Source organism: Microbacterium sp. LWS13-1.2 (assembly GCF_040144835.1).
In the GTDB taxonomy this organism is placed as follows: Bacteria; Actinomycetota; Actinomycetes; order Actinomycetales; family Microbacteriaceae; genus Microbacterium.
Genome location: NZ_CP151632.1, coordinates 1,138,095 through 1,164,917, shown reverse-complemented (window position 1 = coordinate 1,164,917; position 26,823 = coordinate 1,138,095). Strand labels below are relative to the sequence as shown.

Genomic DNA, 26,823 nt, shown 5'->3' with positions numbered 1-26,823 from the left:
GTCGGGTGTGTCCGAGCAAGGGGCATCATGGGCGTCGTAGCAACTGAGACACCGCTGCTGGTCTACTTCTCGAGCGTGTCGGGCAACACCGCACGCTTCATCGAGAAGCTCGGAGCGCGAGCGCTCCGGATCCCGCTGCATGCGACGGATCCGGAGCTCGTGGTCGACGAGCCGTACGTCCTCGTGACTCCCACCTATGGCGGAGGCCAAGGGCGGGGCCTCGAGAAGGGCGCCGTTCCCAAGCAGGTGATCCGGTTCCTCAATGACGAACGGAACCGGCGCCACATCCGCGGGGTCATCTCCGCGGGGAACACCAACTTCGGCGAGCACTTCTGTCTCGCCGGCGACATCATCAGCCGCAAGTGCAACGTGCCGCACTTGTATCGGCTCGAGGTATTCGGCACGCCTGAAGATGTGGAACGCGTGAACGCGGGATTGGAACGATGGTGGGAACTCTGACGCAGACCGACTTCAAGACGGAGGCACGCTTCGAGGGCATGGATTATCACGCCCTCAACGCGATGCTGAACCTCTATGACGCCGATGGAAAGATCCAGTTCGACGCCGACAAGCGCGCTGCGCGGGAGTACTTCCTGCAGCACGTGAACCAGAACACGGTGTTCTTCCACTCGCTCAAGGAGCGCCTGGACTACCTGGTCGAGAAGGAGTATTACGAGCCCGAGGTGCTCGCCAAGTACCCGTTCGAGTTCATCCAGAAGATCAACGACCACGCCTACGGCAAGAAGTTCCGCTTCGAGACGTTCCTGGGCGCGTTCAAGTACTACACGAGCTACACGCTGAAGACGTTCGACGGCAAGCGGTACCTCGAGCGCTTCGAGGACCGCGTGGTCATGACCGCCCTCGGCCTCGCCGACGGCGACCAGACGCTCGCGCTCGAACTCGTCGACGAGATCGTCTCGGGCCGGTTCCAGCCGGCGACGCCGACGTTCCTCAACACGGGCAAGGCCCAGCGCGGCGAGCTCGTCTCGTGCTTCCTGCTGCGCATCGAAGACAACATGGAGTCGATCGCCCGCGGCATCAACTCGGCGCTCCAGCTGTCCAAGCGCGGCGGCGGCGTGGCGCTGCTGCTGTCGAACATCCGCGAGTCGGGTGCGCCGATCAAGCAGATCGAGAACCAGTCCAGCGGCATCATCCCCGTGATGAAGCTGCTCGAAGACTCGTTCTCGTACGCCAACCAGCTGGGCGCGCGTCAGGGCGCGGGCGCGGTGTACCTCAACGCGCACCACCCTGACATCCTGCGCTTCCTCGACACCAAGCGCGAGAACGCCGACGAGAAGATCCGCATCAAGACGCTCTCGCTCGGCGTCGTCATCCCCGACGTCACGTTCGAGCTCGCCAAGAACGGCGAGGACATGTACCTCTTCTCGCCGTACGACGTGGAGCGCGTCTACGGCGTGCCGTTCGGCGACATCTCGGTCACCGAGAAGTACCGCGAGATGGTCGACGACCCGCGCATCAAGAAGACCAAGATCAACGCGCGCGAGTTCTTCCAGACCCTCGCCGAGATCCAGTTCGAGTCGGGCTACCCGTACATCATGTTCGAGGACACGGTGAACAAGGCCAACCCGATCAAGGGCCGGATCAACATGTCCAACCTCTGCTCGGAGATCCTCCAGGTCAACACCCCGACCACGTACAACGAGGACCTCTCGTATGCCGAGATCGGCAAGGACATCTCGTGCAACCTCGGGTCGATGAACATCGCGCTCGCCATGGATGGCCGCAACCTCGGCCGCACCGTCGAGACGGCGATCCGTGCGCTGACCGCGGTGAGCGACCAGAGCCACATCACCTCGGTGCGCTCCATCGAGGACGGCAACGACCGCTCGCACGCCATCGGCCTCGGTCAGATGAACCTGCACGGCTACCTCGCCCGCGAGCACGTCCACTACGGCTCGGAAGAGGGCCTGGACTTCACGAACATCTACTTCTACACGGTCGTCTTCCACGCGCTGCGGGCCTCGAACCTCATAGCGATCGAGCGCGGCGAGGTGTTCGACGGGTTCTGGGACTCGACGTACGCGTCGGGCGAGTTCTTCGACAAGTACACCGACCAGGCGTGGGTTCCCCAGACCGAGAAGGTGAAGGAGCTGTTCGCCGGCATCCCGATCCCGACCCAGGAGGACTGGACGGCGCTGAAGGCCTCGATCCAGCAGCACGGCATCTACAACCAGAACCTGCAGGCGGTGCCGCCGACCGGCTCGATCTCGTACATCAACAACTCGACGAGCTCCATCCACCCGATCGCGTCGAAGATCGAGATCCGCAAGGAAGGCAAGCTCGGTCGCGTCTACTACCCGGCTCCGTTCATGACGAACGAGAACCTGGACTACTACGAGGACGCGTACGAGATCGGCTACGAGAAGGTCATCGACACCTACGCGGCCGCGACGCAGCACGTGGACCAGGGCCTGTCGCTCACGCTGTTCTTCAAGGACACCGTGACCACTCGCGACATCAACAAGGCGCAGATCTACGCGTGGAAGAAGGGCATCAAGACCATCTACTACATCCGTCTGCGGCAGATGGCCCTCGAAGGCACCGAGCTCGACATGTGCGTGAGCTGCACGCTGTAGCCCTGCGACATCCTCAGGGACCGAAAGAAGAATGAAATGACTCCCGAACCGCTCAAGCTGCTCTCGCACGTGCAGGCGATCAACTGGAACCGCATCGAGGACGACAAGGACCTCGAGGTCTGGAATCGCCTCGTGAACAACTTCTGGCTGCCCGAGAAGGTGCCGCTGTCGAACGACATCCAGTCGTGGAACACGCTCACCCCCGACGAGCAGACCCTGACGATGCGCGTGTTCACGGGGCTCACGCTCCTCGACACGATCCAGGGCACCGTCGGCGCCGTCTCGCTGATCCCCGATGCGATCACCCCGCACGAGGAGGCCGTCTACACGAACATCGCGTTCATGGAGTCGGTGCACGCCAAGTCGTACTCGTCGATCTTCTCCACGCTGTGCTCGACGAAGGAGATCGACGAGGCCTTCCGCTGGTCGGTCGAGAACCCGAACCTTCAGAAGAAGGCTCAGATCGTCATGGAGTATTACCGCGGCGACGAGCCCCTCAAGCGCAAGGTCGCCTCGACCCTGCTCGAGAGCTTCCTGTTCTACTCGGGCTTCTACCTGCCGATGCACTGGTCGAGCCGCGCCAAGCTCACCAACACTGCCGACCTGATCCGCCTCATCATCCGCGACGAGGCCGTGCACGGGTACTACATCGGCTACAAGTTCCAGAAGGGACTCGAGAAGGTCGACGAGGCCACGCGCAACGACATCAAGGACTACACGTTCTCGCTGCTCTACGAGCTCTACGACAACGAGATCCAGTACACGCAGGACCTCTACGACGGCGTCGGGCTCACCGAGGACGTCAAGAAGTTCCTGCACTACAACGCCAACAAGGCCCTCATGAACCTGGGCTACGAGGCGATGTTCCCCTCGACGGTCACCGACGTGAACCCGGCGATCCTGTCGGCCCTGTCGCCGAACGCCGACGAGAACCACGACTTCTTCTCGGGGTCGGGCTCGTCGTACGTCATCGGCAAGGCCGAGGCCACCGAAGACGAGGACTGGGACTTCTGACGCAGTTCTGAAGTCAACCGGGAGGACGGATGCCGCGGATCGCGGCATCCGTCCTCTCCTTTGTGGCCGGCTCGGCGTCGGTGAGAATGGCGCGCGAAGTCGCGTAATAGACGGCCGTCGATGCTGTCTCTTGAGTGGGGGATGCGCCGGAGCCCCGGTCCGGCACCCCGGCCGTGGGTCCCGAGCTCGCGGCTACCGGGGGTGCCGGCATTCTCGCGTCGGCCCCCCGGTCAATTCCCCGAGCAGCTGCTCCCCGCCACGGAACTCTTCGTGTGAGGCCAATTCCGCCGGAACAGGTGACACCGGGCGCCCGCGTTCCTACAGTTATGACAGCTAGCCCGGTGATGGGGATCGGCTGCAGGCCGTGCGCGCGATGGAAGGGGAACGTGCCGTGGACGATGATGCGGGTTCGACAGAGGCCCCTGCCCCCGCAGTCGCGGCCGCGCCGGCGGTGGTTCCGGTGACGCGCAGCACGCTCGTGTGGTTCGGAATCGGCTTCGTGCTGCTGTCGTTCTTCGCCGCGTTCCTCGGGTCCTGGCTGGCACGATCGGTGGATACCGCCGCGCCCGCGCCCGCGCCGTCCGCCTCGGTGACAGCCGCCCCCGAGTATGAGGAGGCGCTCGCCGAGATCCTCCCTGCCGGTTCGGCCGTTCGGGCGGGTTCCGGAGCGCCCGAGGCGGGCAAGGGGTACGAGGGCGACGTCTACATCGACATCCTCACGGCCGACGTCTATCTGTTCCAGGACGACTGGATCTTTGTCGGCAACATCCGAGACTCGGCCGCCGAGAACCTCACCGGCGAGCAGGGACCCGCCGGTGAACAGGGACCTGCCGGTGAGCAGGGGGCGCCGGGCGCGGAAGGTGCCCAGGGGCCGAGCGGAGCGCCGGGAGCGCCGGGAGCGCCGGGGACTCAGGTCACCCTGGGCACCGCGGCACCTGACGACGAGGACTGCACCGCAGACGGCGACGTGTTCATCGACACGGCCGCCGTGCAGTTCTACGAGTGCTCTGGCGACACCTGGGTGCTGTTCGGCCCGACGCCCGATGCGACACCGGAGCCCTCGCCCGAGCCGAGTGAGTAACCGTCAGCGGTGCGTCGATAATTTCACCGGCGCGTCGACACCGTCACCGTGAACTTGGTGTTGCGGGCGACCTGCCGTGTCGGTCCGACCACGCGTTCCAGCGCGGGCCGGTAGCCCAGGCCCGAGTTCCACACGGTCCACAGCTCGCCGCCGGGCCGCAGCACGCGCGCCGCGTCGGCGAACATGCGCGGGGCGATGCCCTCGTGCACCGCGCCGCCGGAGTGGAAGGGCGGGTTGAGTGCGACGAACGATGCACTGGCGTCCGGCTGTGCCCCGAGCATGTCGTCGCGGATGACCTCCACGCGATCCCCGACGCCGTTCGCCTCCGCCGTGGCGACCGCCGATGCGACGGCGGCGGCCGATTGATCGGAGGCGATGACGCGCAGGCCGGGGTTCCGCAGCGCCAGCGCGGCCGCGACCACTCCCGTGCCGCACGCGAAGTCGATCACCGTCCCACCGTCGTCGGACACGGCGGGGAGCTGCTCGAGCAGGAATCTGGTGCCGATATCCATGGAGGTGCCCGCGAACGCGCCGCCGAACGCGCAGACGACGATGTCGTCGTGCCGCTCCCGACCCGGCGACGGGTCGCGGCCGTCGTGGGGCTCGCGCGCCGTCAGCACGCGCGACTTCTGGCGCGCGTGGCTGACGTCGAGCCGCGCGAAGCTCTCGCGCAGCACGTCGTTCATGGCGAGCGTCATGTGCTTCACGCGCCCGCCGGCGAAGACGACGACGTCGGGCGCCGCGTGCGCAGCGATGAGGCCCGCGATGTCGCGCAGCGCCTCGAGCGATCGCGGCAGACGCACCAGCACGACCCGCGCGTCGCGGACCACGCCGGGCGCGAGCGACAGTGACGCGAAGGTGCCGCCGAACCCGAATCGCTCGGCGTTCGCGGCGAGGGCCCGCTCGCCGGTGAGCGGGTCCTGGTGGACACGGATGCCGCGCCCGCCGTCCCCCGCCGCGGCCAGGGTGAGCGCGCCGTAGCCGTCACCGATCACCGCGAGGTCGCCGTCACCGAGGCCGGCCCGGGCGGACGCCGATTCATCGAGGAGCAGCCGGTCCGCGGCATCCGTCGCCACGAGGCCCGGAGCCTCGACGTCGGGCCATCGGCGCAGTCCGTCGAGCGAGAACGTCACCGTACCCACGCTAGCGGGCCTCGCCTCGTTCGCGCGGTCGGCGAATGCGCCCCGTCGCGCGACAGCGGGGCTAGCATTCAACGGTGCCAGACCGTGCGTTCAGTCCCGTCATCTCGCTGCTGACTGTGGCCGCCGTGTGGGATGCGCGCCTGGGGGCAGAACTGCGCGACCTGGGCCTCACCACGCGCAAGTACGCGCTGCTCGCGCACATCGAGGCGACGCCGGGCATCTCGTTCAGCGAGCTCGCCCGTCGATCGCAGATCACGGTGCAGTCCGCGCACACCGCCGTGCAGACCCTCGTCGCCGACGGACTCGTCGCCGATGCGACGAAGCACGCGGGTTCGGCGTCCGACCTGCGGGTCACCGCGCGGGGGAGCGACGTGCTGGAGTCGGCGCAGCAGCGGCTCGCGGCGCTCGACGGCGCGCTCGGCGAGGGCGCCCCCGCCCTCGCGACAGCCCTGGAAGGGCTGCACGAGCAGCCTTTCGGTGCGGAGGCAGGACCATCGGACGGGTGAACCTTCAGGTTCGCTGAAGACCTTTCAGTTAGGCTGAAGGTGTGTTCCGAACTCCTTACACCCTCTTCCGCGCGCTCGCGATCGCCGAGGCGATCTCGTGGACCCTGCTCATCGTCGGCCTCCTCCTCCGCGCCACCACCGGCTGGGCGCTCGGCGTCACGATCGGCGGCGGCATCCACGGGTTCGTCTTCCTGTCGTACGGCGCAACGGCGATCCTCGTCGCGCTGAACAACCGGTGGCGCGCATGGCCGACCGTGATCGCGCTCGTCAGCGCCGTCATCCCGTATGCCACGATCCCGGCCGAGGTATGGCTGCAGCGCACCGGCCGGCTGGCGGGATCGTGGCGGCTCGAGCCGTCCGACGACCCGCGCGACGGCGCCTGGTACGACCGCCTCATGCGGTGGTTCCTGCGGCGCCCCTGGGTGCTCGCCGCGTTGATCGCTGTCGCCGTCGTCGCGCTCTTCGTGGTGCTGCTGATCGTCGGCCCGCCCGGAGGTCGCGACTGACGCAGCCGGCGCTCGGGCGGCGGATGGCTCAGTCGCGCGGCGGGAGCTGCTGCAGCGTCCAGGTGTTGCCGTCCGGGTCGTCGAACTGCACGAACCGGCCCCACCCCTGCTCATCGACGCCTCGTGCCTCCACGTCGAGGCCGCGCAGGTGCGCCAGGGCCTCGTCCGCATCGGGGACGACGACCTGGATCGTGTTCTGGCGGCCCGGCTCGAGATCGTTGCCGAGGCCGGTGCCGAACGCGATGGAGCAGGCCGACCCGGGCGGCGTCATCTGCACGAAGCGGAGGCCCTCGAAGGGGACCTGGTCGTGGTCGGCGTGGAATCCGATTCGCTCGTAGAATTCCTTCGCCCTGTCGACGTCGGTGACGGGCACGAAGATGAGCTCGATCTTCCAGTCCATGGTTCTCTCCTCCGGGATGCGGTTCCCCCGACCGACGAGGCTACGCCGACCCACCGACGCCGGCACGGGCTCAGGCCGGAGTCATGTCCGAAACAGGAGGGAATACTCGCGGGCAGGTGCCGTTGAACTTGACAATGCGTGTATCAAGTTCAAAACTTGATGCTCGATCACTCAAGTTTCAGGAGAGACGGAATGCCCGAAGACTTCACGCCCCAGGCCGGCGACGACGGGAGCTCGTTCGACGAGTTCCTGGCACGCTACCTCGCGGGGGAGCGCGCGCGTGCCGAGCGGTCGATCGACCTGAGCCGCTACCTCGGCGCTCGCACCCAGGAACTGCTCCAGCGTGCCGGCAAGTACGCGCTGGACCGCGGCCAGCAGGAACTCGACGCCCTGCACGTCCTGCGGATCCTCGTCGCCGAGGCCCCGGCCCGTGACGCGGTGCGCCGCGTCGGCGCCGACCCCGACGAGATCTCGCGCGCGACCGAGGAGCGGCTGCCCGCAGCCTCCGTCGCGGCGGACATCGACGGCGCCGTGGTCACGGCGTCCGTGCAGCGTGCGCTGTTCCACGCATTCCAGGTCGCCCGTTCGTCGGGCTCGACGTACGTGGACCCCGAGCACCTCTTCTTCGCGCTCGTGCTCGCGCAGGACACGCCCGCCGGCCAGGTGCTGGCACGTGCCGGCGTGACCGCCGAGGCGCTGATGCAGGGTGCCCGCGAGACGGTGACGCCGGGCGCGGCCGCCGCGGCGGAGGCGGGAACGGATGCCGCGGCATCCGACACCCCCCTGCTCGACACCTACGGCACCGACCTCACCGCCCGCGCGGTCGCCGGTGACCTCGACCCGGTCATCGGGCGCGCCGACGAGATCGAGCAGACCATCGAGATCCTCAGCCGCCGCACCAAGAACAACCCGGTGCTGGTCGGCGAGGCCGGCGTCGGCAAGACCGCGATCGTCGAGGGACTCGCGCAGGCGATCGTGGACGGGGGCGTGCCCGAGCAGCTGCTCGGCAAGCGGGTCGTCGCGCTCGACCTTCCCGCGATGCTGGCCGGAACCCGCTACCGCGGCGACTTCGAGGAGCGCCTCACGAAGACGATGGACGAGATCGCCGCCCACAAGGGCGAGCTGATCGTCTTCATCGACGAGGTGCACACCGTGGTCGGCGCCGGCGGCGCCGGCGACGGCGGCATGGACGCCGGCAACATCCTCAAGCCCCGCCTCGCCCGCGGCGAGCTGCACCTCGTGGGTGCGACGACGCTCAAGGAGTACCGCGTCATCGAGAAGGACCCCGCGCTCGAGCGCCGCTTCCAGCCGGTGCGCGTGGGCGAGCCGTCCGTCGAGGACGCCGTGCTCATCCTGCGGGGCCTGAAGCCCGCGTACGAGGAGCACCACGGTATCGCGTACACCGACGAGGCCCTCCGCGCCGCCGTCGAGCTCAGCGATCGCTACCTCACCGAGCGGGTGCTGCCCGACAAGGCCATCGACCTCATCGATCAGGCCGGTGCGCGGCTGCGTCTGCGCCTCGGTGCGAAGGTGGACGTGAGCGGCCTGATCGAGCGTCTCGCGACCCTCGAGGCCGACAAGAACGCCGCGGTCTCGGCCGAGCACTACGAGGAGGCGTCGCGGATCCGCGACCAGATCGCCGAGGTGCAGGCCAAGCTCGACCAGGCCACGGCGTCCGGCGTCGCCGCCGCACGTGTCGACGCGGTCGTCGGCGAGCCGGAGATCGCGGCCGTCATCAGCCGGGCCACCGGCATCCCGGTCAACCGTCTCACCGAGACCGAGCGCGAGCGGCTGGCGTCCCTCGAGGACGAGTTGCACGACCGCGTGATCGGGCAGGACGACGCCGTGGTCGCCGTCGCGAAGGCCGTGCGCCGCAACAGGACCGGCATGGGAGACGCACGCCGCCCGGTGGGCTCGTTCCTCTTCCTCGGCCCGACCGGCGTCGGGAAGACGGAGCTCGCCAAGGCGCTCGCCGCGAGCCTGTTCGACGACGAGAGCGCCGTGATCCGCTTCGACATGAGCGAGTTCGGCGAGCGGCACACCGTGTCGCGCCTGGTCGGCGCCCCTCCTGGATATGTCGGCTACGACGAGGCCGGCCAGCTCACCGAGCGCGTGCGGCGCAACCCGTACTCGATCGTGCTGTTCGACGAGATCGAGAAGGCGCACCCCGACGTGTTCAACCTGCTGCTGCAGGTGCTCGACGACGGCCGGCTCACCGACGGCCAGGGGCGCACGGTCGACTTCCGCAACACCGTGGTGGTCATAACTTCGAACCTGGGCTCGGAGTTCCTTGCCTCGCGGGGCGGTGCCATCGGCTTCCTTCCCGATGGGGGAGGGGAGACCGGGTTCGGCTCGGAGAAGGACCTGCGCGATCGCGTGTTCGGCAAGCTCCGCGAGGCGATGCGGCCCGAGTTCCTCAACCGCATCGACGAGATCGTGCTGTTCCGCAAGCTCGACAAGCCGCAGCTGCAGAGCATCGTGCGACTGCTGCTCGGCGCGTCCGAGGCGCGGCTGGCCAAGCGCGAGGTCGACTTCGTCGTCACCGACGGCGCCGTCACCTGGCTCGCCGAGCACGGCTACGAGCCCGAGTACGGCGCCCGGCCGCTGCGTCGCCTGATCCAGCGCGAGGTGGACGACCGCATCGCCGACCTGTTCGTGACGGGTGCGCTCGTCGACGGCGGGGTCGTGACGGTGGATGCCGTGGGCGACCGGCTGTCGGTGGTCGCGGGCGAGTCGTTCGCGGTCGCCGCGTGAGCTGAGCACCTCCTCGGCGAGAGGCGCCGTGCTTCGGGCACGGCGCCTCTCGCCATGTCCAGGGCGGTCGCGCCGAAGGACGCCGCCCCGGCGAAGCGTCAGGTCCCCAGCATCCGTTTCAGGGTGCAGGCGTTGCGGACGGCGTTCCCTTCCCCGTCGTTGTTGAAGTAGGCGTGCACCTCGTGCCCGGCGGATTCCCATTCCCGGATGCGCTCGGCCCACCAGGCGAGGTCCTCGTCGGAGTACGAGCCGCCGTACAGGTGATCCGGGTCGGGCCCGTGCAGGCGCACGTACACGAGGTGGGCGGTGGCGCGGAGGATGCACGGCAGCCGCGCCCCGCTCATGACGCAGTAGGCAGCGCCGTGGCGCTCGAGCATCCCGAACACCGCCTCGTCCGACCACGACGGATGCCGGAACTCGATCGCCGGCCGGGTCCACTCGGGCAGGGCGCTCAGGAAGTGGTCCAGGCGCGCGTCGTCCCGCTCCATGCCCGGATGCAGCTGGACGATCAGGGGCCCGCGGCGACCGCGGAGCTCATGCAGCCCGCGGGTCACGCGCTCGATCCAGACCTCGGGTTCGCGCAGCCGCCGCGCGTGCGTCAGGCCGCGGGGCGCCTTGACGGCCATCTCGAATCCCTCCGGCAGCCGCTCCCGCCATGCCGCGAACCTCGCATCGGCCGGCCAGCGGTAGAAGCTGCCGTTGAGCTCGACCGCATCGAACGCCGCGGTGTACTGCGAGAGCCAGTCGCGCTGAGGGCCCTGGTAGAGCACGCCCCGCCAATGCGAGTAGACCCATCCCGACGTCCCGATGCGTGCCATCGCTCCAGCGTGCCGGGCGAGAACGGCCTCGGGCACGGGGGTTGCATCAGCGGGCCGGCCGCGTTAGCCGCCCTTGAGATGCGCGTGCCGGCGACCGCTGACAGAGTGGGTGCATGACCCGCATCGGCGCGATCTTCAACCCGTACACCCACGCTCCCGACGAGTTCCGCGACGCCGTCCTCGCCGCCGAGTCGTCGGGTCTTCCGGAGCTGTGGATCTGGGAGGACTGCTTCCGGCAGTCCGCGTTCGCGACGGTGGGCGCGGCACTCGCCTGGACCGAGGCCCTGCGGATCGGGATCGGCATCGCGCCCATGCCGCTGCGCAACGTCGCGGCGACCGCCATGGAGCTCGCCACCGTCGAGCGGCTCTTCCCCGGCCGACTGCTGCCGGGGGTCGGGCACGGCGTGCTGGACTGGATGGGGCAGGTCGGCGCGCGGGTCGCATCGCCCCTGACGCTCATGCGCGAGTACGTGCCGGCGCTGCGGAGCCTGCTGGCCGGCGACGAGGTCACCGCGGCAGGGCGCTACGTGACGCTCGACGGCGTGCGGCTCGACTACGCGCCGACGACCCCGCCCCGCGTCTACGCGGCGGCGGAAGGCCCCAAGACCCTCCGGCTGAGCGGCGAAGTGGCCGACGGGACGGTTCTCGACAGCGGCCACACCGCAGAGGAGTACGCGACGGCGACCGCGTCGATCCGCGAGGCGCGCGTACTTGCCGGGCGCGGCGGCCATCACGACGTGGTCGCCTACGTCGTCACGGCGTTCGGCGCGGAATCCGAAGCCTGCGCGATCGCCGACGTGGGGGACAAGCCCGACCCCGCCCAGCGCGCGCTCTGGGGCGACCCCGCAGAGGTCGCCGCCGGCGCGCAGCGGTTCTTCGACGCCGGTGTCGACGACCTCGTGCTCCTGCCCTCCTCCCGCGGCGACATCGCCGAGTTCTACCGGGCAGCCGCCGAGGTCGCCCGCCTGGTCGGGACGGACGCCGCGTGACGGCGCAGCTCTCGCTCGGGATCGCGGCCGCGGCCGGCCCGGCCCTCGCAGAGCGGATCGCACCCGCCGCGGAAGCGGCCGGCTTCCACGGCCTCTGGGTGAACGACACGCCCGGGCACGACGCCCTGGCCGTTCTCGCCGCGGCAGCTGCCGTCACCGAGCACCTCGTGCTCGCCACCGGCGTGATCCCCGTCGACCGCCGCACGCCCGGCGACATCGCGGCCGCGGCGTCCGGTCTGCCCACCGCCCGCCTGGTGCTCGGCATCGGCTCCGGTCAGGTGCGCACCGGCGCGGTGGAGCTGGTGACGGATGCCGCGACCGAGCTGCGCACGCGCACCGACGCGCGCGTCGTCGTCGGAGCGCTCGGCCCGAGGATGCGGCGGGCCGGGGCTGCGGCATCCGACGGCGTCCTGCTGAGTTGGCTGACCCCGGCGGCCGCGACCGCGCAGGCCGCACAGGCGCACGCGATCGCCCCCGGAACCCATGTCGCGCTGTACGTGCGGACGGCCGCCGACGCCGCCGCGGTCGCCGCACTCGACGAGGAGACCTCGCGCTACGCCGCATACCCGGCGTACGCCGCCAACTTCGCCCGCCTGGGCATCGCCGCCGCCGACACCGTCATCCGCCCGACCGACCTGGGAGACCGCGTCGGCGCGTACCGCGTCGGCGTCGACGAAGTCGTGCTGCGCGCGATCACACCGACGGGCAGCGCGGACGACCACCTGCGGTTTATCGACGCGGTCGCCGAGGCCGTCGCGTGACGCGGGTCGTCGCCCGCTGGGCGCTCGCCGCGCTCCTCGTCGTCGCGGGCGCCTCGCATCTGACCTGGGGGGCGCCGCGGCTACCGGATCGTCGTGCCGGACTGGGCGACGCGCCTGCTGCACACCGACAAAGACACAATCGTGCTCGCCTCCGGCGTCGTCGAGCTGATGCTCGGCGGCGCGCTCGTCGCGCTCCCCGCCGAACGCCGCCGGATCGGCTGGGCCGTGGCGGCGTTCTTCGTGGCGGTGTTTCCGGGGAACGTCCATCAGTGGCGCACGGGTCGCCCGGCCCCGATGCTGCGCACCGACCGCTCCCGCTTCGTGCGACTGCTGCTGCAGCCGCTGCTCGTGGTCTGGGCGCTCTGGAGCAGCGAGCCCGCGGCGGGCAGGCGCGGATGAGCCGGCCGGTCGCCGTCATCGCGGGCGCGTCGGGGTTCGTCGGCCGGGCGCTCGCGCGTGCGTTCGCCGACGACGGCTACGACGTGCGCACCATCGGCCGTGCCGGCGCCGACGCGTCCTGGACCGACAGAGACGGAATCCGCGCGCTCGTCGATGGCGCGGCGATCGTGGTGAACCTCGCCGGGAAATCGGTGAACTGCCGCTACACCGACGCGAACCGCGACGAGATCCTGCGGTCGCGCGTGCAGACGACGCGGACACTGCGCACCGCGATCGGCGACGCAGGCACGCCGCCACCGCTGTGGCTCAACGCGAGCACCGCGACCATCTACCGTTACGCGCTCGACCGGCCGCAGACGGAGCAGGACGGCGAAGTGGGCGCCGGCTTCTCGGTGGACGTCGCACGCGGGTGGGAGGACGAGTTCTTCGCGGGGAGCCTCCCCTCCACGCGGCGCGTCGCGCTGCGCATGGCGATCGTCCTCGGCGACGGGCCCGCGACGCGCAGCCTGGTGCGGCTGGCCCGTCTCGGACTCGGCGGGCCCCAGTACGACGGCTGGTGGTTCCCGCATCGGCGCTATCGCGGAATCGGCGCGCATCCCACCGGCGACGGTCGCGCGCCCCACCACCGTTCCCGCGGCCGTCAGCGTTTCAGCTGGATCCACCTCGACGACGTCGTCGGGGCGGTGAGGTTCGTGCGGGACGACCCGAGGATCTCCGGGCCGGTCAATCTCGCGGCACCGGGCACCTCCGACAACCGCGGGCTCATGGCGGCGCTCCGCCGCGTCGTGGGCGCGCCTATCGGGCTGCCCGCCTGGCGCTTCATGCTGGAACCCGCGATGTGGGTGCTGAGAACCGAGCCGGAGCTCGTGCTCAAGAGCAGGTGGGCGGCTCCCGAGACTCTGACCGGGGCGGGCTACGAGTTCACGTACCCCCACCTGGAGCCGGCCCTGCGCGACGTCGTGGGGTCTCTCAGCGGGCGGCGGCACTGAGGCCGCGCGGCGCCACCGTGTGCGTGTCGGGGCCGGATGGGAGAATGCGGGAATGCTGCTCCACGAGCTCGTGACGGCGACGGATGCCGTGGCCTCGACGTCGTCGCGACTGGCCAAGGTCGCCGCGCTGTCCGACGCCCTACACCTGCTCGATCCCGACGAGGTCGGGCCGGCCATCGGGTTCCTGACCGCGAGCCCCCGCCAGGGTCGCCTCGGCGTCGGATGGCGGAGCCTGTCGAACCTGGCGGTGACGCACGCCGACGAGCCGACGCTCACCGTGGGCGACGTCGATGCGGCGCTCGATCGTCTCGCGGGGGCGGACGGCCCCGGTTCGGTCGCCGCGCGTGCTGCCGCGCTCGACGCACTGGCCCGTTCGGCCACGGCGGAGGAGTGGGACTTCCTCGCCCGCGTCATGCTCGGCGAACTGCGCACCGGGGCGCTCGAGGGGGTGCTGCTCGACGCCGTCGCGAAGGCGTCGGAACGCGACGCCGCCACCGTCCGCCGGGCCGCGATGCTATCGGGCGACCTCGGCGCCACGGCGCGCGTCGCTCTCACCGGCACGCCAGACGAGCTCGCCGCGATCGGGCTCGAGGTGGGGCGCGGCGTGCTGCCGATGCTCGCCTCGACCGCGGGCTCGGCGACCGAGGCGCTCGAGACGCTCGGAGGAGCGGCATCCATCGAATACAAGCTCGACGGGGCGCGGATCCAGGTGCACCGCGACGGCGAGGACGTGCGCGTGTTCACCCGGAGCCTCGCCGACATCACCCACCGTGTGCCCGAGATCGTCCAGGCCGTGCGGGACCTCCCGGCCGACCGGGTGATCCTCGACGGCGAGACACTGTCACTCGACGAGGACGGCGGGCCGCGCCCGTTCCAGGACACCATGGCCCGCTTCGGGTCGCTGGGCGCCGACGATGCAGCCGCGGTGGTGCTCCGCCCGTGGTTCTTCGACATCCTGCACCTCGACGGCCGCGACCTCATCGACGAGCCGCTGTCGACGCGCCTCGCGCTCCTCGACAGCGCCGTCGGCGACGCCCGCATGCCCGGCATCGTCACCGAGGACGCGACGCGCGCCGAGGAGTTCTCCCGCGAGGCCCTCGCCGCCGGGCACGAGGGCGTGATGGTGAAGGCGCTCGACGCGCCCTATGCTGCCGGGCGACGCGGCAAGAGCTGGCTCAAGGTCAAGCCCGTGCTCACCTACGACCTCGTCGTGCTCGCCGTCGAGTGGGGCTCGGGCCGGCGCACCGGCCAGCTCTCGAATCTGCACCTCGGTGCACGCGATCCCGAGGGGGCGTTCGGCGAGCCCGGGGGCTTCGTGATGGTGGGCAAGACCTTCAAGGGACTGACCGACGCGACCCTGCGCTGGCAGACCGAGTACTTCCCGACCATCGAGAGCCATCGCTCCTCGTACGCCGTGCACGTGCGGCCCGAGACCGTCGTCGAGATCGCCATCGACGGCGTGCAGCGCTCCACGCGCTACCCCGGCGGCGTCGCCTTGCGCTTCGCACGGGTGAAGGGCTACCGCCCCGACAAGCGCGCCGACGAAGCCGACACGATCGAGAGCCTGCGCGGACTGCTGCGGGGCTGAGCGGGAGCGGCACCGAGGTCAGCGGCGTACGGCGAGGTACCGGTGCTCGGGCCTGCCGGTCGTCCCGTAGCGCAGGCGCACCTCGACCAGTCCGCGGCTGGCGAGGCCTGCGAGGTGCCGCTGGGCCGTCGCCCGCGAGATGCCGACGCGGTCGGCGATCTGCGCGGCGGACGCCTCGTCGTCGCCGAGCCCCTCGAGGATCAGCTGCTCGGTCGCCGAGCGCGCCACGGTCGCCGGCTCCGAACCGCCGTGCACGATCGCGAGGGCGCGGTCGATCTGCTCCTGCTCCAAGGGTCGGTCGGTGACCAGCAGGTTCCGCATCCGCGCGTAGCGATCGAGCCGCTCGGCGAGCACCCGGGCGTCGAAGGGCTTCGTCAGGTAGGCGAGCGCCCCCGCCTGCAGGGCGCGGCGCACCGTGGCGGCATCGGTCGCGGCCGACAGCACGAATGCGTCGATGCCGGCCGCGGCGACGAACTCGACGCCGTCGCCGTCGGGAAGGAACGCGTCGACGAGCAGCAGATCGGGGGCGTGCACCCGCACCGCCTGCCGTGCCGCGCCGAGCGATTGCACGGCCTCGAGGGCGGTGAACCCGGTGCGCGACGCGACGATGTCGCGGTGCAGGCCGGCGACGCGGAAGTCGTCGTCGACGACCAGCACGCGGATGGGACGGTTCATGCGTTCCTCTCCTCGGGGTTCCCGTCAGCAGGGCGGAGCGCCCCAGGCAGGCGGGCGCCGAACACGGCGCCCGCCGCCGCGCCGCCGGGATCGATCAGCCAGACGTCGCCGCCGCGGCGGCGCGCGAGGTCGCGGGAGAGCGGGAGCCCGAAGCCGTGCCCGTGCACGGTGTCATTCCTGCTCGCCTCGGTCTCGCGCGCGGCGACGCGCGCGAACGGGTCCGCCCCCGGCGGTCGGATGCCGCCGCCGGAGTCGGCCACCGTGATCACCAGTTCGTCGCCGTCTCCCAGCAGCGCGACCTCGACCCAGCCGGGCCGTGGGCCGCCCACAGCCGCGGTGACCGCGTTGCCGACCAGGTTGCCGAGCACCGCCGCGACGTCCTCCGCCGCGGCCACCTCGCTCAGCAGCAGGGTGTCCTCCGAGATGCGGACCGTGACGCCCCGCTCGCGCGCCGTCGCGGCGGTCGCGCCGAGAAGCGACGTCAGGAACGCGTCGGGGACGCGCTCGAGCCCCGCGACGCCGAAGTCCACGGTGCCGCGCTCGGTCAGATCGCCGAGGAATGCGCGGGCCTCGTCGACGCGTTCGGCGTCGATCAAGCCGGACGCGACGTGCAGGCGGTTGGCGAACTCGTGCCGCTGCACGCGCAGCGCCTCGGTCATGGCGCGCACCGTCTCGAGCCGGCCGGCGAGGGCTTCGACGTCGGTGCGGTCCCGCACGACCACGATCTGGCCCAGTGCCCGCGCGTCCCGCTGCACCGGTCGGGTGTCGAGGTACAACACGCGGTCGCCGACGACGGCCTCGACGCCGGAGGCCCCGTCCCGCACGGCGGCGCGCACCGTGTCAGGCAGCGCGAGCTCGTCGAAGCGGCGCCCGAGCGGTGCGTCGATCCCCAGCATCCGTTCGGCCGCCTCATTGCACACCCGCACGACGCCGTCGGGATCGAGTGCGACGACGCCGTCGCCGACCCCCTCGAGCACCGCCGCCTGGTTCTGCACGAGGGTCACGAGATCCTCCGGCTGGAGCCCGAGGGTGAGTCGTTCGAACCGTCGTCGGAGCACCAGCGTGGCCGCCGCGGCGAGAGCCAGCCCGCCGATCGCGGCGATCGCGATCGTCGCGACGAGCGCGGGGAGGTCGTCGAAGACGCTCGCACGCTCGAACCCGACACTGACCTCGCCGACGGGATCGCCGCCGTCCTCCGCGTAGACGGGCACCTTGGCGCGGGCGGACTCGCCGAGCGTGCCCACCTCCCAGTCGACGACCTCATTGCCCTCGAGCACCTCGGCGAACGGAGTCGAGACGACCTGGCCGAGAAGCTCCTCCGTCGGGTGGGCGAGACGGATGCCGTGGTCGTCGGTGATGACGACGAACAGCGCGTCCGTGCGATCCGCGACGTCGGCCGCGATCTGCTGGAGCGCGCCCGTGCGGAGCTGGGCGGCATCCGGCGTTCCCGGGTCGGCGGAGAACTCCGCGACCAGCGCCTTCACGTCGGGGTCCTCCGCGACCGTGCGGGCGATGTTGAGGGCGGCGGACTCCGACTCGGCACGGAGCTGGCGCACGCCCAGCCACCCGAAGACGAGCGCGCACACGGCGACGACGGCGGTCACGGTCGCCAGCTGCATCAGCAGCAGCCGCGTCGCGAAGCGCATCCCACCTCCCGGAGCCGATGAGGGCTGGGGCCGGTGAGAGGCACCGGCCGTGCACGCACGTGAGCACAATGCGCAGAAGACACGCTACGCGCACAACCTGCACGAATGCGACTTAGCGCGCGACGCGTCGCGGCGGCGCCTAGCCTCGCGGAAACGCACCGCCACCGGTGCGACGCCACCACCCGCACGACACGACGAAGGAGTCGAGATGAACGCGGCAGTTCCGTTCCTGTTCCACGCCGCCGAGGCCGACGAAGGCTACGCCACCGCCTTCGTCCCGTCCGACGGCGTGCTCGTCGCCCTGGGCTTCACGATGGTGCTCGTCTTCATGGCGCTCATCATGACGCGCAGGCTGACCCCGATGGTCGCGCTCATCATCGTGCCGACCGTCTTCGGGCTGTTCGCCGGCGCCGGCCTGGGACTCGGCGACATGATCCTCGACGCGATCGGCAGCATGGCCCCGACGGCAGCCCTGCTGATGTTCGCCATCATGTACTTCGGCATCATGATCGACGTCGGCCTGTTCGATCCGCTCATCCGCGCGATCACGCGCCTGCTCGGCGACGATCCGGCCAAGGTCGTGCTGGGCACCGCCGTGCTGGCGGGCGCGGTGTCGCTCGACGGCGACGGGTCGACGACCTTCATCATCACCACCTCCGCGATGCTGCCGATCTACCTGCGCCTCGGCATGAGCCCCGTCGTGCTCACCTGCGTCGCGGGCCTCATGAACGGCACGCTGAACATCGTGCCGTGGGGTGGCCCCACCGTGCGGGCGGCGACTGCGCTGGGCCTGCAGCCCACCGACATCTTCGTGCCGATGCTGCCCTCGCTCGCCGCCGGCATCGTCATCTCGCTGGCCTTCGCCTGGTTCCTCGGACTGTCGGAGCGCAAGCGCATCGGCAGCATCGACGAGTCGCGCCTCGACGGCGGGGGAGTGCTCGCCGGATCCCGCATCTTCCGCGGCGCCGACACGAAGCCGGGCGCCCGTGCGACGCTGCGCACCGGCAACATCGTGACGCTCGCCGGCGGACGGGGTAGCCTGCCCGTCGCCACCGCGGTCGTCGACCGGGAAGACACCGCGATGGCCGACACCATGCTCGACCCGAACCGTTCGACGCTGCGGCCGAAGCTCATCTGGTTCAACCTGGCGCTCACCCTCGCGGTGATGGTGCTGCTGGTGCTCGACATCTTCCCCCTCGCCTACGTCTTCATGGTCGGCGCAGCGATCGCGCTGTTCGTGAACTTCCCGAAGCTCAAGAGCCAGGCCGACGAGATCGTCGCCCACGCGCCGAGCATCGTGGGCGTCGTCTCGATGGTCCTGGCGGCCGGCGTGCTGGTCGGCGTGCTGAACGGCACCGGCATGGTCGACGCGATGGCGACGTGGATCACGACCGTGATCCCGGCCTCGCTCGGACCCTTCCTGGCCGTCATCACCGGCATCCTGTCGATCCCGTTCACGTTCTTCATGTCGAACGACGCGTTCTACTACGGCATCCTGCCCGTGCTGGCGCAGAGCGCCGAGCACTTCGGGATCGCGCCGGTCGAGATTGCCCGCGCCTCGATCACCGGCCAGCCGGTGCACCTGCAGAGCCCGCTCGTGCCGGCGATCCTGCTGCTCGTCTCACTGGCCAGCGTCAACCTCGGCGACCACCACAAGAAGGTGCTCTGGCGGGCGTGCGTCGTGTCGCTCGCGATGCTCGCCGTCGGCGTGCTGGTGGGCGCGATCCCGCTCATGGCCTGAGCGGACCGGCTGCCGGCTGGTTCTCCCCGGCGGCGTCCACGGCTCGTAGGCTTTGGCCATGACCAGAGCAGCCGCACCCGACGCCGCCTACGAGCACCGCAGCTTCGGGGCACCCGGCGCGGAGCGCGCCGTGTTCCTGCTCCGCGGGGGCGTCTCGGCGCTGTCGGATCCGCTGCCCGACGCCACGACACGACGCGACGCGCGGGTCGTGGCGATCGGGCTCACGGTGGACGACATCGACGACCCGGTGGCCTATCGCGGGACGACGCCCGCGGAGGCCACCGCCCGGCGGATCGCGCAGTTCGTCACCGAGGAGCGCGGCGATCGGCCCGTCGGCCTCGTGGGTGTCGCCACCGCCGGCGAGGTGGCCATCCAGGTCGCCGCCATCCTCGGCGCCGACGTCGACCGGCTCGCCCTCCTGGCGGTGCCGCGTCCCGAGTCCGAGCTCGGCCGCCACGAGGTCGCGGAGCTGCTGGAGAGGATTCCGGCCAAGACGCTGCTGATGAACGCGCGGGAGGACCCGGATGCCGCGAACGCCGCAGCACGCTGGTTCGCCGAGAGGCTCGCCTCCGCCCGCGTCGAGATGGTGCCGCAGACGTCGGACCCCGAGTCTCGCCTGGTCCTGGGCGAGGTCTGGGAGCGCGTGCTGTCGCACGTCGCCCCCGGAACCATCCGATGACCCGGATCGTCGTCCTGACCGGCGCCGGCATCTCCGCGGAGAGCGGTGTTCCCACGTTTCGCGGCGCGGACGGCTTGTGGGAGGGGCACCTCATCGAGGACGTCGCCACACCGGAGGCATACGAGCGCGACCCCGACACCGTCCTCGCCTTCTACGATGCGCGCCGCCGGGCGCTCGGAACCGTCGTGCCCAACGCCGCCCATCGCGCACTCGCACGACTGGAAGGTGCGATCGGCGGCGACCTGCTCGTCGTCACGCAGAACGTCGACGACCTGCACGAGCGCGCCGGCAGCTGCAACCTCGTCCACATGCACGGGGAGCTGCGCCGGGCGCTGTGCCTCGCGTGCGGCTCCCGGCCTGCGTGGCACGAAGACCTCATCGATCGCCCGGCCTGTCCCGAATGCGAAGAGCGGATGCTGCGCCCCGACGTTGTCTGGTTCGGCGAGATGCCGTACGACCTCGACCGCATCGAGAACGCCGTCGTCGCCGCCGACGTCTTCGTGTCGATCGGCACGTCGGGCGCGGTGTACCCGGCCGCCGGCTATGTGGCGCTCGCGGCCGCCTTCGGAGCGCGCACCGTCGAGCTCAATCTCGAGCCGAGCGACGCGGCCGTGCCGTTCGATGACGCCCGGGCGGGTCGTGCGAGCGAGCTGGTGCCCGCCTGGGTGGAGGAGGTGCTGACGACACGTCGCGCGGGCGTCGAGCGCAGCTGAGCGCGTCGCGCAAGGTCGAGGGCGCCGCGCCGCACGAAGGCGCCGGGCGGATTGCTCCGCCCGGCGCCTTCGTATCGGGTGCTGCGGCTATGCCCTGCCGCCGCCAGACCGCACGCGCGACAGCGCGTCCACGGTCGCGGCGAGGATCAGCACGCCGCCGGTCACCAGCAGGTTGACACCCGCGGGCAGGTTGAGCAGGCCCAGGCCGTTCGTGATCGTCGCGATGACGAGCGCGCCGATCGCAGCGTGCATGAGGCGCCCCTTGCCGCCGAACAGGCTGACACCGCCGACGACCGCCGCAGCGACGCCAGACAGCACGATGTCGCGGCCGACGGTGGCGTCGACGGAGCCGACGCGCGCGACGCTCAGCAGCGCCGAGAACACCGCGAGGCTCGAGCAGATCACGAACGCCCACCACTTGATCCACCGCACCTTGACGCCGGAACGGCGCGCGGCTTCGGCGTTGCCGCCGATGGCGTAGATGTAGCGGCCGAACTTGGTGCGGTCTAGCAGGAACGTGCCGAGCCAGAGGATCGTCAGCACGACCGGCACGACGATGGGGACCCCGGCCACCTCGACCACGGACTGGCCGCGGTTCTGGTTGAGGACGAAGACCACCGCGCCGCCGATCACGGCGATCGCCGCGAGCTTGATCCACACCATCGACAGGGCACGGTTCGGAACACCGGCACGCGTGCGGCGCGCCCGGTCCCAGAACGACGTTCCCCCCGAGATCGCGAGCATGATCACGAGCATCGCCCATCCGCCCCACACGGGCAGATTCCCGTTCTGGAGGGCGATGAGCTCGGGAACCTCGAGGCGGAACAGGCCGCCGGGGCCGATGATGACGAGCGCGAGGCCCTGGAACCCGAGGAACAACCCCAACGTGACGACGAACGACGGAATGCCCACCCTCGCCACGAAGAAGCCGATGAAGGCCCCCGTGAGGAACCCGAAGCCGAAGCCGATCAGGAGCGCGAGCGGCCAGGGGATGCCGAACTGGGCGTTCAGCACGACGAACAGCGCCATGCCGACACCGCCGGTCACACCGGCGGACAGGTCGATCTCGCCGAGGAGCAGCACGAACACGAGCGCCATGCCGAGCACGACGAGCGTCGCCGCCTGGTTCAGCAGGTTGGCGAAATTGCGCTCGGTGAGGAAGAACGGGCTCATGATCGAGAACAGCGCGCCGAGCACAATGAGGCCGCCGAGCGCGGGGAGAGCGCCCATGTCGCCGCCGCGCACACGCTGCCACCATGCCCGGAGCTGGTCGCCGACGCCGCCCTCCACGCCGCTGCCGATCAGGTCGCTCGCGATGGGATCGGGAGCGGCCTCGGTCCGGGTGGCATTGCTGCTCATTCCGCGCCTCCTTCGGTGCGAACGGTCGACGTATCGAGGATCGTGACACCGGCGGGCGCCTTGGTTCCGGTGATGTAGCCCACGACGTCGTCGCGGGTCGTCGAGGACGCCGGGATCTGGGCGACCATCTGACCGAGGTACAGGACGGCGATGTCGTCGGCGACCTCGAAGACGTCCACCAGATTGTGACTGATGAGGATCACGGCGACGCCCTGCTCCGACAGGCGCTTCACCAGGTTCAGCACCTGCTCGGTCTGGGCGACGCCGAGGGCGGCCGTCGGCTCGTCGAGGATGACCACTCGGGCCTTCTTCAGCACGGCACGAGCGATCGCCACGGTCTGCCGCTGGCCACCGGACAGGCTCGAGACCTTCTGGCGGACGGACTTCACGGTGCGCACCGAGAGGGAGCGCAGCGTGTCGGACGCCTCCTTCTCCATGCGGCCCTCGTCGAAGGTGCCGAACGTCAGCTCCTCGCGGCCGAGGAACATGTTCTGGACGATGTCGAGGTTGTCGCACAGGGCCAGGTCCTGGTAGACGACCTCGATGCCCAGGTGCCCCGCGTCGCGGGGCGCGTGCAGGTCGCGGTGCACGCCGTCGATGAGGACTTCGCCCTCGTCGTACGGCTGCACGCCGGCCAGACCCTTGATGAGCGTGGACTTGCCGGCGCCGTTGTCGCCGACGAGGGCGGTGACCTTGCCGGGGTGGACTTTGAGGTCCACGCCCTTCAGGACGCTGACGGGGCCGAAGGACTTCTTGACCCCGACCAGCTGGATGATCGGCTCTGCGCCGACCGGGGCGGGAGTGGTGGTGGATGTATCTGACATGCTCGCTTCCTTGGGAGTGCCCGTGGTCCGGCGAGAAGGGGCGTCACGCCGATCGGCGCGACGCCCCCTCGCGGGTTCAGCCGTAGCCGATCCGCTACTCGGCGGTGACCCCATACTGCTCGCAGGCGGCCATCACGTCAGGGGTGCAGACATCGTCGTACTCGGCGTCGCCGGCCGCGATGACGTCCTTGACCTGGTCGGGACCGACCAGGATCGGCGTGACCTGGATGTAGGGCGTGCCGTCCTCGAGCTCGGCGTCGGCCTCGGGAGTCTCGCCCTTCAGGAGCGCGACGGCCGTGTCGACGGCAGCAGTGGCCTCGTCCTTGACCGGCTTGTAGACCGTGGCGGTCTGCCAGCCGAGCAGGATGTTCTGCAGGCCCGCGACGTTCGCGTCCTGGCCCGACACCGCAACGCCCGTGAGGTTGTTGTCCTGCAGGACCTTGATGACGCCCGCGGCGTTGGTGTCGTTCGCGGCCCACACGCCGTCGACCTGGCCGCCGAGGCCCGTCAGCGCCTGCTCGAAGTTGGTCTGCGACTTGGCCTGGTCCCAGATCCCCGGGGGCTCGGCTGCCGGCGTGATGCCAGCGGCCTCCATCACCTCGACGGCGCCGTCGTGGAACATCGCCGCGTTGCCGTCGGTCGGGTCGCCGCCCATGTAGACGACGACAGCGGTCGCCGGATCCTTGCCCGCGGCTTCGAGGCCGTCGAGGACGGTCTGGCCCTCGAGACGGCCGACCTCGGTGTTGTCGAACGACACGTAGTAGTCGGCGCCCTCGAACGGGCGGTCGTAGGCGATCACGGGGATGCCCTCGGCCTTCGCCTTGGTCGCGACGGCCTCCGCAGCGCCCTGATAGTCGACGAGCAGCATGACGCCGCAGCCCTGTGTGAGCTGCTGGTCGGCGATCGTCGAGTACTTGTTGACGTCGGCCTGCGCGTTCTGGATGTCGACGTCGAAGCCGGCCCCCTCCAGCCCTTCCTGGAGGTACTTGCGGTCGAAGTTCTCCCAGCGCGGCGAGGACGCCGCATCAGGCAGGATCACACAGGCACGGTCCGCGGCTTCGCCGCCGCCATCCCCGCCGTCCCCGCTGTCGCCGTTGCCGCCGGCACAGCCGGCCAGCATCACCGCGGCCGCGCCCGTGAGGGCGGCCACGGCGAGGATCGAAGACTTCTTCATCATTCGCCTTTCGTCGTTGAAGCGAGCGCGTTCCAGGAGCGTCCCTGGTTTCTTCACGCTGATGCGATCATCGATGACCGGCGTTCTTGGCGTCAAGTCTTGAACGTAACGCTTTGACAACGCACCTGACTTTGGAGCGGGGATGCGGCAAGCTCAGGACGATAGAGAGCGCTTACCGTGCAGAGTGCGTCGATTCACGCTGCAGAAGAGGCATAATGCGCCCTGGTCGCAACCGGTCGCCCGAAGCCATCATCGGGAGTGTTCGCCAAGTGAAGCCAGTGCGGCACGGGCATTGCGCGAGGCTCAGGCGCGCCCGGTGGCGGCACGTGTGCGGCGCGAGAGCGAGTCGACGATCACCGCGAGCACGAGCACGACGCCGGTGACCATGAACTGCACCGACGAGTCGAGGTTCATGAGGGTCAGCCCCGACGAGATCGACTGGATCACCACGATGCCGACGAGAGCCGAGAACGCGGATCCTCGGCCACCGAAGAGGCTCGTGCCGCCGATGACGGCCGCGGCGATCGCGTTGAGGTTCACGTCGCCGGTGCCCGAGCTCTGGTTCGCCGACGCCAGCCGCGCGGCGGCGAGGATGCCTCCCACGGCGGCCAAGGCCGAGCACATCGCGAACACCGACAGGTAGATGCGGTCGACACGGATGCCGGCGCGCCGGGCGGCCTCGACCGATCCGCCGACCGCGTAGACGGCCCGCCCCCAGCGGGTGCGGGTCAGGACGAAGTTCATGGCGACGATGAGCGCGAGGAAGAAAAGGAACATCACGCCGACGCCGCGATACAGGTTCAGGTACCACGTCGCCACGAGCAGGAAGGCGAGCAGGACGCCGCTGCGCACCGCGATCTCTGTGTAGCTCTGGCTCACCAGGTTCGCCGCCGCGCGCCGTCTCGCGCGCCTGAGGAGCGACCACGCGAACGCTGCCACGGCCAGCGCGGCCACGACGTACGACGCCCAGGCTGGGAGGAACATCTGCTGGGCGAACTGGACGAGCCACGAGTCGAACGGGATCGCGATGGATCCCGTCTCGCCGAGCACCCACAGCTGCAGTCCGAGGAAGCCGAGGAGGCCGGCCAGCGTGATGACGAAGCTGGGCAGCCCGAAACGCGTGAACAGGTAGCCGTACAGCAGACCCACCAGGCACCCGACGGCGATCGCGGCCACCAGCGACAGGACCAGGTTCCACTGCAGCTGCACGAACGTCACGGCGAGCACCGCCGCCGCGAGCCCCGACACAGACCCCACCGAGAGGTCGATCTCGCCCACGAGCAGCACCAGCACCACACCGAGTGCGATCGTGCCGATGGCGGCGCACTGCATCGTGAGGTTCACCAGGTTCTCGCTGGAGAGGAAGACCGGGTTCAGCAGCTGGAAGACGGTCCAGATGACCGCGATCCCGAGGACGACGGGGAGCGCGCCGAGGTCCCCGCCCCGGATGCGGGTCACGAAGCCCTCCAAGGCGAGGCGGATGCCGCTGCCGCTCAGGAGCCGTTCGCCGCCGGTCGGCTCGGTCAGGCGCTCGTCGCCGCGGGCGCTCATCGGCTCCCGTCCCCGCGGGGTCGGGAGGTGCGGCGCGACCCGCCGCGCGGCATGCGGATGACCGTGCCGCCGGAGGTCTGCTCGGAGGGCTCGTCGCGCGCGGCGGCGGGCGCGGCATCCGTCCGCTCCGGCACGCGCCGCGGTGCCGCGGAGTGGTCGACCGCGCCGGTGATCGCCGCGATGAGGGTCTCGCTGGTGACGTCCGCGACGTTGTACACGCCGTTGTTGCGACCGAGGCGCAGCACGACCACGCGGTCGGCGACCGCCATCACGTCGGCCATGTTGTGACTGATGAGGATGACCCCGTGCCCGCGCTCGCGGAGACGCTCGATGAGGTTCAGCACCTCGGCCGTCTGCGCGACGCCGAGTGCCGCCGTCGGTTCGTCGAGGATGACGACGCGCGGCTCGCCGATGAGCGAGCGGGCGATGGCGACGGTCTGGCGTTGCCCGCCAGACAGCGACGCCACCGGCACGCGCACGGACGGGATCTTGGCCGACAGCTCGCGCAGCAGCGTCCAGGTGCGCTGCTCCATGTCGACCTCGTCGAGCGTGGCGCCGTCGCGCAGCTCGCGCCCGAGCCACAGATTCGCGACGACGTCGAGGTTGTCGCACAGCGCGAGGTCCTGGAAGATCGTCTCGATCCCGAGCTGCTGGGCGTCGGCGGGGGAGTCGATGCCGACCTCTTCGCCGTCGAACTCGATCGATCCGCTGTCGGGAGGGTGCACACCCGCCAGTACCTTGACGAGGGTCGACTTGCCGGCGCCGTTGTCGCCCACAAGCGCCACGACCTCGCCCTCGTTCACCCAGAAATCCACGTCGGTGAGCGCCTTGACGGCGCCGAACCGCTTGCCGATGCCGCGCATCGTGAGCACGCGTTCACGCGGCCGCCCGGTCCGCGGGTGCGTCATCGACATCCT

The 26,823-nt window shown here is 70.3% G+C and carries 24 protein-coding genes and 1 pseudogene; 15 read left to right on the top strand and 10 right to left on the bottom strand.

All coding sequences use genetic code 11. The features are described from left to right. Positions 1-27: 27 nt before the first annotated feature. From nrdI to MRBLWS13_RS05605, 4 genes are all read left to right on the top strand, one after another. Positions 28-459: a class Ib ribonucleoside-diphosphate reductase assembly flavoprotein NrdI gene (gene nrdI, locus MRBLWS13_RS05620; RefSeq protein ID WP_349428041.1), complete on the top strand. Its 432-nt coding sequence runs from the start codon at positions 28-30 to the stop codon at positions 457-459. Continuing rightward, a complete protein-coding gene (gene nrdE, locus MRBLWS13_RS05615; RefSeq protein ID WP_349428040.1) occupies positions 444-2,597 on the top strand; it encodes a class 1b ribonucleoside-diphosphate reductase subunit alpha in 2,154 nt (717 codons plus the stop codon). The genes nrdI and nrdE overlap by 16 nt, the downstream gene beginning before the upstream one ends. 36 nt (positions 2,598-2,633) lie before the next feature. Then, a complete protein-coding gene (nrdF, locus tag MRBLWS13_RS05610) occupies positions 2,634-3,611 on the top strand; it encodes a class 1b ribonucleoside-diphosphate reductase subunit beta (protein ID WP_349428039.1) in 978 nt (325 codons plus the stop codon). 391 nt (positions 3,612-4,002) lie between these two features. Continuing rightward, positions 4,003-4,692 (top strand): hypothetical protein, encoded by a 690-nt coding sequence (locus MRBLWS13_RS05605; RefSeq protein ID WP_349428038.1) that lies wholly within the window; start codon positions 4,003-4,005, stop codon positions 4,690-4,692. Between the two features lie 23 nt (positions 4,693-4,715). On the opposite strand, the gene MRBLWS13_RS05600 is transcribed toward MRBLWS13_RS05605, so the two are convergent. After that, the gene (locus MRBLWS13_RS05600; RefSeq protein WP_349428037.1) at positions 4,716-5,825 is read right to left on the bottom strand and encodes a methyltransferase; all 1,110 of its coding nucleotides are present in this window, start codon (positions 5,823-5,825) and stop codon (positions 4,716-4,718) included. A gap of 83 nt (positions 5,826-5,908) precedes the next feature. Here MRBLWS13_RS05600 and MRBLWS13_RS05595 point away from each other — a divergent pair, with 83 nt between their 5' ends. Together MRBLWS13_RS05595 and MRBLWS13_RS05590 are read left to right on the top strand one after the other, a co-directional pair. Beyond that, on the top strand, positions 5,909-6,340 hold the full coding sequence (locus MRBLWS13_RS05595; RefSeq protein WP_349428036.1) for a helix-turn-helix domain-containing protein: 432 nt from the start codon (positions 5,909-5,911) through the stop codon (positions 6,338-6,340). A 41-nt stretch (positions 6,341-6,381) separates the two neighbouring features. Beyond that, positions 6,382-6,846, top strand: coding sequence for a DUF3817 domain-containing protein (locus MRBLWS13_RS05590; RefSeq protein ID WP_349428035.1), 465 nt, complete (start codon positions 6,382-6,384; stop codon positions 6,844-6,846). Positions 6,847-6,874: 28 nt separating this feature from the next. On the opposite strand, the gene MRBLWS13_RS05585 is transcribed toward MRBLWS13_RS05590, so the two are convergent. Continuing rightward, positions 6,875-7,246 carry a GNAT family N-acetyltransferase gene (locus tag MRBLWS13_RS05585; RefSeq protein ID WP_349428034.1) on the bottom strand — a complete coding sequence of 124 codons (372 nt, stop codon included), beginning with the start codon at positions 7,244-7,246 and terminating at the stop codon, positions 6,875-6,877. Positions 7,247-7,438: 192 nt separating this feature from the next. Between MRBLWS13_RS05585 and MRBLWS13_RS05580 the strand changes: the two genes are divergently transcribed. Beyond that, positions 7,439-10,000, top strand: coding sequence for an ATP-dependent Clp protease ATP-binding subunit (locus tag MRBLWS13_RS05580; protein ID WP_349428033.1), 2,562 nt, complete (start codon positions 7,439-7,441; stop codon positions 9,998-10,000). Positions 10,001-10,098: 98 nt separating this feature from the next. Here MRBLWS13_RS05580 and MRBLWS13_RS05575 read toward each other — a convergent pair whose 3' ends face one another. Then, on the bottom strand, positions 10,099-10,818 hold the full coding sequence (locus MRBLWS13_RS05575) for a DUF72 domain-containing protein (RefSeq protein WP_349428032.1): 720 nt from the start codon (positions 10,816-10,818) through the stop codon (positions 10,099-10,101). Between the two features lie 113 nt (positions 10,819-10,931). On the opposite strand from MRBLWS13_RS05575, the gene MRBLWS13_RS05570 reads away from it, so the two are divergent. The 5 genes and pseudogenes from MRBLWS13_RS05570 (at position 10,932) to MRBLWS13_RS05550 (ending at position 15,544) form a co-directional block, all read left to right on the top strand. Then, entirely contained in the window at positions 10,932-11,807 is an 876-nt protein-coding gene (locus tag MRBLWS13_RS05570) for an LLM class flavin-dependent oxidoreductase (protein ID WP_349428031.1), read from the top strand. Further along, the gene (locus MRBLWS13_RS05565) at positions 11,804-12,568 is read left to right on the top strand and encodes an LLM class flavin-dependent oxidoreductase (protein WP_349428030.1); all 765 of its coding nucleotides are present in this window, start codon (positions 11,804-11,806) and stop codon (positions 12,566-12,568) included. The genes MRBLWS13_RS05570 and MRBLWS13_RS05565 overlap by 4 nt, the downstream gene beginning before the upstream one ends. Continuing rightward, a pseudogene (locus tag MRBLWS13_RS05560) lies at positions 12,565-12,967 on the top strand (hypothetical protein). Before MRBLWS13_RS05565 ends, MRBLWS13_RS05560 begins: the two are co-directional and overlap by 4 nt. Beyond that, positions 12,964-13,956, top strand: a complete 993-nt coding sequence (locus MRBLWS13_RS05555) for a DUF1731 domain-containing protein (protein ID WP_349428029.1) — start codon at positions 12,964-12,966, stop codon at positions 13,954-13,956. Before MRBLWS13_RS05560 ends, MRBLWS13_RS05555 begins: the two are co-directional and overlap by 4 nt. 52 nt (positions 13,957-14,008) lie before the next feature. Further along, positions 14,009-15,544 carry an ATP-dependent DNA ligase gene (locus tag MRBLWS13_RS05550; protein WP_349428028.1) on the top strand — a complete coding sequence of 512 codons (1,536 nt, stop codon included), beginning with the start codon at positions 14,009-14,011 and terminating at the stop codon, positions 15,542-15,544. A gap of 18 nt (positions 15,545-15,562) precedes the next feature. Here MRBLWS13_RS05550 and MRBLWS13_RS05545 read toward each other — a convergent pair whose 3' ends face one another. Next, positions 15,563-16,219: a response regulator gene (locus MRBLWS13_RS05545; RefSeq protein WP_349428027.1), complete on the bottom strand. Its 657-nt coding sequence runs from the start codon at positions 16,217-16,219 to the stop codon at positions 15,563-15,565. After that, complete coding sequence (locus MRBLWS13_RS05540) at positions 16,216-17,865, bottom strand: sensor histidine kinase (protein ID WP_349428026.1); 1,650 nt, start codon at positions 17,863-17,865, stop codon at positions 16,216-16,218. The genes MRBLWS13_RS05545 and MRBLWS13_RS05540 overlap by 4 nt, the downstream gene beginning before the upstream one ends. Positions 17,866-18,073: 208 nt before the next feature. On the opposite strand from MRBLWS13_RS05540, the gene MRBLWS13_RS05535 reads away from it, so the two are divergent. From MRBLWS13_RS05535 to MRBLWS13_RS05525, 3 genes are read left to right on the top strand one after another with little or no spacing between them, the layout of a single operon-like run. Continuing rightward, positions 18,074-19,606 carry a CitMHS family transporter gene (locus MRBLWS13_RS05535; RefSeq protein ID WP_349428025.1) on the top strand — a complete coding sequence of 511 codons (1,533 nt, stop codon included), beginning with the start codon at positions 18,074-18,076 and terminating at the stop codon, positions 19,604-19,606. 58 nt (positions 19,607-19,664) lie between these two features. Beyond that, a complete protein-coding gene (locus tag MRBLWS13_RS05530) occupies positions 19,665-20,285 on the top strand; it encodes a hypothetical protein (protein ID WP_349428024.1) in 621 nt (206 codons plus the stop codon). Next, positions 20,282-20,998, top strand: coding sequence for an NAD-dependent deacylase (locus MRBLWS13_RS05525; RefSeq protein WP_349428023.1), 717 nt, complete (start codon positions 20,282-20,284; stop codon positions 20,996-20,998). Before MRBLWS13_RS05530 ends, MRBLWS13_RS05525 begins: the two co-directional genes overlap by 4 nt. An 87-nt stretch (positions 20,999-21,085) precedes the next feature. Here the strand turns inward: MRBLWS13_RS05525 and MRBLWS13_RS05520 are convergent, their stop codons facing one another. From MRBLWS13_RS05520 to MRBLWS13_RS05500, 5 genes are all read right to left on the bottom strand, one after another. Next, positions 21,086-22,357 (bottom strand): ABC transporter permease, encoded by a 1,272-nt coding sequence (locus tag MRBLWS13_RS05520; RefSeq protein WP_349428022.1) that lies wholly within the window; start codon positions 22,355-22,357, stop codon positions 21,086-21,088. Beyond that, a complete protein-coding gene (locus tag MRBLWS13_RS05515) occupies positions 22,354-23,181 on the bottom strand; it encodes an ATP-binding cassette domain-containing protein (protein ID WP_349428021.1) in 828 nt (275 codons plus the stop codon). The genes MRBLWS13_RS05520 and MRBLWS13_RS05515 overlap by 4 nt, the downstream gene beginning before the upstream one ends. A gap of 94 nt (positions 23,182-23,275) precedes the next feature. Continuing rightward, positions 23,276-24,355 carry a substrate-binding domain-containing protein gene (locus MRBLWS13_RS05510; protein WP_349428020.1) on the bottom strand — a complete coding sequence of 360 codons (1,080 nt, stop codon included), beginning with the start codon at positions 24,353-24,355 and terminating at the stop codon, positions 23,276-23,278. A gap of 303 nt (positions 24,356-24,658) precedes the next feature. Beyond that, a complete protein-coding gene (locus MRBLWS13_RS05505; protein ID WP_349428019.1) occupies positions 24,659-25,906 on the bottom strand; it encodes a sugar ABC transporter permease in 1,248 nt (415 codons plus the stop codon). Beyond that, positions 25,903-26,820, bottom strand: coding sequence for an ATP-binding cassette domain-containing protein (locus MRBLWS13_RS05500; RefSeq protein WP_349428018.1), 918 nt, complete (start codon positions 26,818-26,820; stop codon positions 25,903-25,905). Before MRBLWS13_RS05500 ends, MRBLWS13_RS05505 begins: the two co-directional genes overlap by 4 nt. Between the last annotated feature and the right edge of the window lie 3 nt (positions 26,821-26,823).

Bases quoted from the DNA above. Each gene is read 5' to 3' on its own strand.
- nrdI (WP_349428041.1), top strand. From the start codon at position 28: ATGGGCGTCGTAGCAACTGAGACACCGCTGCTGGTCTACTTCTCGAGC.
- nrdE (WP_349428040.1), top strand. From the start codon at position 444: ATGGTGGGAACTCTGACGCAGACCGACTTCAAGACGGAGGCACGCTTC.
- nrdF (WP_349428039.1), top strand. From the start codon at position 2,634: ATGACTCCCGAACCGCTCAAGCTGCTCTCGCACGTGCAGGCGATCAAC.
- MRBLWS13_RS05585 (WP_349428034.1), bottom strand. From the start codon at position 7,246: ATGGACTGGAAGATCGAGCTCATCTTCGTGCCCGTCACCGACGTCGAC.
- MRBLWS13_RS05580 (WP_349428033.1), top strand. From the start codon at position 7,439: ATGCCCGAAGACTTCACGCCCCAGGCCGGCGACGACGGGAGCTCGTTC.
- MRBLWS13_RS05575 (WP_349428032.1), bottom strand. From the start codon at position 10,818: ATGGCACGCATCGGGACGTCGGGATGGGTCTACTCGCATTGGCGGGGC.
- MRBLWS13_RS05570 (WP_349428031.1), top strand. From the start codon at position 10,932: ATGACCCGCATCGGCGCGATCTTCAACCCGTACACCCACGCTCCCGAC.
- MRBLWS13_RS05555 (WP_349428029.1), top strand. From the start codon at position 12,964: ATGAGCCGGCCGGTCGCCGTCATCGCGGGCGCGTCGGGGTTCGTCGGC.
- MRBLWS13_RS05550 (WP_349428028.1), top strand. From the start codon at position 14,009: ATGCTGCTCCACGAGCTCGTGACGGCGACGGATGCCGTGGCCTCGACG.
- MRBLWS13_RS05545 (WP_349428027.1), bottom strand. From the start codon at position 16,219: ATGAACCGTCCCATCCGCGTGCTGGTCGTCGACGACGACTTCCGCGTC.
- MRBLWS13_RS05540 (WP_349428026.1), bottom strand. From the start codon at position 17,865: ATGCGCTTCGCGACGCGGCTGCTGCTGATGCAGCTGGCGACCGTGACC.
- MRBLWS13_RS05535 (WP_349428025.1), top strand. From the start codon at position 18,074: ATGAACGCGGCAGTTCCGTTCCTGTTCCACGCCGCCGAGGCCGACGAA.
- MRBLWS13_RS05530 (WP_349428024.1), top strand. From the start codon at position 19,665: ATGACCAGAGCAGCCGCACCCGACGCCGCCTACGAGCACCGCAGCTTC.
- MRBLWS13_RS05525 (WP_349428023.1), top strand. From the start codon at position 20,282: ATGACCCGGATCGTCGTCCTGACCGGCGCCGGCATCTCCGCGGAGAGC.
- MRBLWS13_RS05520 (WP_349428022.1), bottom strand. From the start codon at position 22,357: ATGAGCAGCAATGCCACCCGGACCGAGGCCGCTCCCGATCCCATCGCG.
- MRBLWS13_RS05515 (WP_349428021.1), bottom strand. From the start codon at position 23,181: ATGTCAGATACATCCACCACCACTCCCGCCCCGGTCGGCGCAGAGCCG.
- MRBLWS13_RS05510 (WP_349428020.1), bottom strand. From the start codon at position 24,355: ATGAAGAAGTCTTCGATCCTCGCCGTGGCCGCCCTCACGGGCGCGGCC.
- MRBLWS13_RS05505 (WP_349428019.1), bottom strand. From the start codon at position 25,906: ATGAGCGCCCGCGGCGACGAGCGCCTGACCGAGCCGACCGGCGGCGAA.
- MRBLWS13_RS05500 (WP_349428018.1), bottom strand. From the start codon at position 26,820: ATGTCGATGACGCACCCGCGGACCGGGCGGCCGCGTGAACGCGTGCTC.